This window comes from Parapedobacter sp. GCM10030251 (genome assembly GCF_042666505.1).
GTDB lineage: Bacteria > Bacteroidota > Bacteroidia > Sphingobacteriales > Sphingobacteriaceae > Parapedobacter.
The window spans coordinates 1-5,806 of record NZ_JBHTDN010000026.1; the positions used below are offsets into that span (position 1 = coordinate 1).

General features: G+C 36.7%; 6 protein-coding genes. 1 reads left to right on the forward strand and 5 read right to left on the reverse strand.

Translation table 11 applies throughout. The features are described from left to right. Window positions 1–248: 248 nt before the first annotated feature. A complete protein-coding gene (locus tag ACFQRK_RS23710; RefSeq protein ID WP_379010901.1) occupies window positions 249–1,469 on the reverse strand; it encodes a PIN-like domain-containing protein in 1,221 nt (406 codons plus the stop codon). A gap of 117 nt (window positions 1,470–1,586) precedes the next feature. On the opposite strand from ACFQRK_RS23710, the gene ACFQRK_RS23715 reads away from it, so the two are divergent. Continuing rightward, window positions 1,587–1,985 carry an integrase core domain-containing protein gene (locus ACFQRK_RS23715; protein ID WP_379010903.1) on the forward strand — a complete coding sequence of 133 codons (399 nt, stop codon included), beginning with the start codon at window positions 1,587–1,589 and terminating at the stop codon, window positions 1,983–1,985. Between the two features lie 256 nt (window positions 1,986–2,241). Here the strand turns inward: ACFQRK_RS23715 and ACFQRK_RS23720 are convergent, their stop codons facing one another. From ACFQRK_RS23720 to ACFQRK_RS23735, 4 genes are read right to left on the reverse strand one after another with little or no spacing between them, the layout of a single operon-like run. Continuing rightward, complete coding sequence (locus ACFQRK_RS23720; RefSeq protein ID WP_379010904.1) at window positions 2,242–3,066, reverse strand: DUF6602 domain-containing protein; 825 nt, start codon at window positions 3,064–3,066, stop codon at window positions 2,242–2,244. Continuing rightward, complete coding sequence (locus ACFQRK_RS23725) at window positions 3,059–3,523, reverse strand: Mov34/MPN/PAD-1 family protein (protein ID WP_379010905.1); 465 nt, start codon at window positions 3,521–3,523, stop codon at window positions 3,059–3,061. The genes ACFQRK_RS23720 and ACFQRK_RS23725 overlap by 8 nt, the downstream gene beginning before the upstream one ends. Then, window positions 3,520–5,190: a ThiF family adenylyltransferase gene (locus ACFQRK_RS23730; protein WP_379010906.1), complete on the reverse strand. Its 1,671-nt coding sequence runs from the start codon at window positions 5,188–5,190 to the stop codon at window positions 3,520–3,522. Before ACFQRK_RS23730 ends, ACFQRK_RS23725 begins: the two co-directional genes overlap by 4 nt. Before the next feature lie 5 nt (window positions 5,191–5,195). After that, window positions 5,196–5,507, reverse strand: a complete 312-nt coding sequence (locus ACFQRK_RS23735; protein ID WP_379010907.1) for a hypothetical protein — start codon at window positions 5,505–5,507, stop codon at window positions 5,196–5,198. Window positions 5,508–5,806: the final 299 nt, after the last annotated feature.

Genomic DNA, 5,806 nt, shown 5'->3' on the forward strand with positions numbered 1-5,806 from the left:
TGAATAACACCGAAGCAGCCTGCAATCATTCTGCACTAGTTGTTGCCGAAGTTGTGTAGGTATTGTTGCCGATTATTGTGTACTCTTATTTGCCAAAAGTTGTGTATTCTTATTTACCGATTACAGCCATAAAGTTTTATAGGGTCAACGAACACAATATGGCTTGTTTATGTGAAGAATTTATGCGTTTGCTTTGGAAGCTGTGAAATAAGGAGTCTCCCTTAAAATTAAAACATTAAAATTGTTATTTAAAAAAGGCCCATTTGACCTCTATCATTAAATTGGATATCTGAAGGATCCGTTACTTTGAAATCGATAAATACGGATTTGTCATCAAAGTCAGCGTCTTCTCGGTTTTTTCTCAATAGGTCCAGTTTTCTTTGCAAAAAGAAGGCTTTTCGATTTAATCTTTTTAGTTCGTTTTGTCTTACCGTATAGACTGCGTGATTAGTCGCGTCATCGCCAAGTTTTTTCTCCATCTTATTGATGTCAAGATTAATAATTGCTATTTTATCATTTACCTGGGCTATTTCACTGAGTAGATGTTTCGCTTTTTCGTTTAAAATGAAATTCGGGTACCTATGATTAAACTCTTTGACGTTCGCGTTCTCTTTCCTAACATCTCTGATTTCCCGAATAGCACTCTTGGTGACTTTTCCCATAAAGAATTTACCAGCCAGCTCAAAGAAGCGATCAGACGGATAAAACAGGATGGATTGGTTGGTCTCGTCAATGAATTCCTTAACCAACTCCGGTCTCGCATGGATAGTCATGCCTCTAAAAGTGGTCCACCAATCTTCTTTTTGATCGTCGGTGACGAGGAGAACATTTTTGTTCGTTGTCTTAGCGGCTATCTGTACCTGTTTCCAAATGAAATAGTCTCCGTATGGCCGATAAGGGTTCCCTTCTTTTGATTTATCCTTATCCTTGTATCCAGGAGGTATAGATAGACTATATCTTTTCTCAGCTTCTTTAGCATGTTTGTCAAGATCTTGCGCCGTAAACTCTTCCCCCACTTTGCCTTCACAGATTGATGAAATCCGAAGAAGAATCGGATCGTCGTTCGCGTGGTCACTTAAGCGCTGTTTGTTGTTGGTTAGTTCTTCATTAACCTTTGCAATGAGGCTTTTAAGGGAAGAGAGACTTTTCTTAGAAATGAAGGGATGTTGCTTTTCGGATTCGAACGTTGCGACAATATTATTTAGGTTCTTTATAGCATTTTCGTACGTCGAGGCTTGCTGGCCAATTACATCGAGTCGATTTTCGAGAAATTCTTTTGCAATGTGATGAGGAATAAAAAGGTTGCTTTTTGCTTTCTCGAGGATTTTCAGGACTTCATCTTGGGTATCAGTGGAATACCGATAGATATTTAGTAGGATATTGGTATCTAAGACAAATAATGCATTGTTCCAAGTGGTTTCGATTTGTTTCTGGGTTGGCTTGAAATACCCTGGAAATTTAGATCGCATAAGAATTAAATTGTAAAAGCTGAAAATCATAACAAATGTCACAGTAAAGGGAGGTGTTGTTTCGGTATTTGCGGCTTTAAATTGCCCGATTTAGTTTGTAGTTGATAGCTGTCCTTGTTGGACCGCATCAACATCCAGTTGGAACGCTTCGGTATTGCCATAAGCATGACGCAAGGTGGAAGTCCGTATGACAATGCGCTGGCCGAACGGGTCAACGGCATCTTAAAGAACGAGTTCTACCCAAAAAAGGGTTTATCAGAACCACAAAGATGCATCAAAAAAGCATCGGTAAGATTGTTCGGATCTACAACCAGCAGCGCCCCCAATCCAGTGTTGATTTCCTCACACCGGAAACGGCACACCAGCATTCCGGCGACATCAGAAAGAGATGGAAAAAATACAAGAAAAATTACCGTCCTAGTGAAAGTGAACCCGAATATTGTGGATAAAAAGAAAACTGAGTATCTTGTAAAGGAATTTCAGGATTACCCAAAAATGCCTGTAAAGTTCTTTTAGGATTAATGGTTAAATCTGTAAAGTTTTTTAGGACGAGACAAACTACTTGGAAGGCGCTTGCCTGGCAGGCAAGAGGTCACCGGCTCGAATCCGGTAATCTCCAATTGATTACCAGGCACTTATGAATCCGTCATAAGTGCCATTTTTTCCAGTACCCTCCCAGTACCCTCTAGGCCTTTCAATATGCTCCAAGTCACCCAAAAATCCTCAAAAATGAAGTCGGGTTTAATTTATGATGTTTTCTACAAGTCGATAATTATATCTGTTCATCTACTTCTTCACCTATATTTTTCAAATAAGCATTTAGATTTATGGCAGGGATTGTTCCTATTGCCTGTTGCAAGTATCTCGTTAATTGCATAAAGAATGTCACAAAAGAATGGCTTTCATCGCTAAACTTTATTTTATTGAATTTCCGGTTAGCGTAGAATTCCAAATAAGCATCTTGACCAACGATTGTAATTTCTTGATTCGGATTATAATCAATGTAAAAACTTCCATAGTCAGCGATACAACCTAAATCAATGCTTTTTAGATCGTTTAGTGCTTTCAGATGCTTTGTTATGGTGTCATTGTTTTGATGGGTAAATGAATTGGTGCTGCATAGAATACCACCAACAATTTTTGTCAAAGGTCGAGGCGAGTATTTGACACCGCCATTTATAAAACTTGCAGCTTCTCTTTTTAATACTCTTACACTCTCTATTTTTTCTCCTGCATATTCGATATAGGTCTTATCTTCAACTTTTCCTTTTATATCAGGTTTTACTTCAAAAATGGCATACACGCCCTCAGCAGGTATGTAATAAAACCCGTTCTGATTAAAAATGAATGGCGTAAACCAATTATCGTAAATCACAATATCCATTTGTTGACTTGTATTGCCTTCGTGGTCTATTACAATAGCTTTATCAACACAATATCGGTTAGGCAAATATTTTCTCAACCATTCAATCCACGCATTTTCCAAAGCATCTCCTTTTGAGCCTGGATGTTCAATAAATTCTCTATTTGTGTTAAGCTGTGCCGACATTTGTTTCTGCAAGCCATTAAACAACTGTTTTAAGTCAACATTATTCATATCTATATAGTTTATTTTCAAACCAAACATAAAATCCAAAAGCAATCTGTGTTTTTGAATACCCAATTATCAATAAGACAGGGTTGGCAATGCAAGCATTCTGGTTATTTATAATAGTGTTTATTGCCGTAATATCTGTCATACTTGGAATTGGGCTATTATCGGGATGCGTGTGCCATTCACCGACATAAAACTTTTTAGGAGTTTCTTTGTAATAGTTGCCAAGTTTTTTTTCAATACCTTTTGTGCTTCTTTCATAGGAGTATTTTGATGCCTTGAAACTTTGAGGCAATATCATATCAGTAATGTGTAAATGTCTGTTATCATCAGCATAATATCCAACCAGGAAACCGCCAAACTCATGGGGATATTGGCTCTTGCCTTTTTCAACGAGCTTTTTAAGTAACTCATCACCAATTTCAAGGCTTAGTCCTATATTCTCTATTCTTAAAATCAAAATTCTTTCAAGTTAATGGTAAAACAATCCGTATCATCGGTTTCAACAACAAAGTTTCTTAACGCCTTGCCTTGTTCTAATCTCAGATTGATATGTTTTATAGCAAATTGCACAAGAACATTTATGTCGTTGTAAGAAGCCTTGAATGTCGGACTCCAGCAGCCCGTAGGATTATGCAAATCATCAATATCAAACTGCAATACATTTCCATTGAATTGCGTAGTAATAAATTCATATCTGTTTTGTTCGGCAGCACATACAAATTGCTTGGCGTGATTTGATATTGAAATATTTAAAAGTGATGATTTTATATTTAATTGGCTTAAAACGTAAAGCAAATCATTGTCGGCTGAACAATCAATAATTATATCATACTCATTAAGACGCTTTTCTATTTCTGATTTGATAGTTGTGTCTGTCAAATGAGATTTTATGAAGAAATCAAATGCTTCCGAGTAATCGTAACCACCATTTGTCGGTTCAAAAAAAGGAGAGATTAAACACAATTCGTTTATCAAATCATTGGTTTTATTGGTTATCCCTGTGCAGAAAGAATATTCAGACCTGCAAACGTTTTCAGGCTCTTTTACATCATAGTCTATAAAATCAACTTTTGTGCAACCGCATCTGACCAAAGTCTTAGCTAATGTGCTTCCAATCGCTCCAATTCCAATGATTAAAATTTTACCGTTAGTGAATTTATCATTTAACCGCCCTCGTCCAAAGAAATATTTATAGGAGCAATTTCTCGTCATTCCCCAATTAATTTTCCTGTCTCCGTCCAACATACTCAGCCATTGCTGATTTACTTTTTCTCCATAAATAGGAAAATCCCCAATTTCCAACATGACAACCTGCCAATGGATTTCCGTTTCGGAAATATCGTACCCAACTAATAATGGCAGACACTTCCCTTTGTCTTTTGAATGGATCGTCTCGATCAAATGAAGAAATTTAAGGAAATCCTGTGGTAACAATGCTTCAAAATCTTCCCATTTTTTAAAAACCCAACGCTGATTTTTTGAGGGAGAATCCTTTAGAAAAATGAACAACCCTACACTAGCAGGCAGAGATTTCAATTGAAAATTCCACTTTACATCAGCCAACTCTTCCTTGTTCCTGTCGTAGAACCTTTGTATAATATTGCAGTTGATTTTTTCAGTATAAAAAACACCGCTGCTGATTGTTGAATAATCCAAAAGCCCAAATTGGTTCTTGCTGAAAACATAATCGACTTCATTGAAAAAATAAGCAAAATGACTGTCCTTAAAAGTCTTTTGAGGAACGATTAAATGTTCGTAATGAGTGTCTGAGTCTTTATCGATGTAGTATTTTTTTATCCAAGCCTTTACTGATTCAATATCGTAACTCAATTTTTCCGATAACAGGGGGCTATGTGCTGTATGAATACAGATAGAGCCATTACCCATAACGTGCTTATATTCCAATAGTCCTCCATTAGAAAATTTAATGGTTTCTGTATCGTGGCTTTTAAATGGGTATTGTGGATGAATTGTAACATCAAATTCCAACGGCTGCTCCAATCCTTCAACAAAAACAGAAATACACCCCTCAATATCTAACTTGCCTTGCTCAAATGGCTTGATAAGCTCCACATTGGGGATGCTTTCTATTATCGTGTTAATTTCGTTAACTCTATCACTCATTGCTCTTATCCAAAGTTTAGTTTCGGTGGAGGAACAGGCATACCACCATTAGTACCATACCTGTTTTTATTGGAATCTTCTTCTTTAAACTTTGGATTTTCGGGGAAATATGTTTTTATGTTTTCGTCATTTTCCTCTATTCTGTCAAGCATATTTTTCATATCATCCGATAACTGTTGTTTGTCGTAAGAAGTTAGTGTGTCCGCTAAATCATTAGAACTATTACCTGGGTCTTTGAGTGTGAAACTATCTTTAGTTACATTATCCCGGATATATTCTAAAACCGTTTTTAATTTTTCCCAAAGATTTCCGGACATTTCTGTATTGTCAAACGCTTTGATTGTGATAAGTTCAAGGAAAAAAGATTTAGTTGGATAGTTATATTTGGTGTTTTTCCAGATCTTTAAGAGGCGGATTATTTTTCTTATGGTCTCCTTTTCAGCGTTTGCTCTACCCTTGATGTTATTGATTTGGGATTTAACATTGGTTACCCGTTGTGCGGTTTAAACAGCGAGTGCATGTTTCAACCTGTTAATATTTCTGTTGTTTAAGAAGTTCGTGTACTGCAATACCGCCACTGCTGAGATCTTTGCGCAGAGCCTTGTGAACAGGCCAT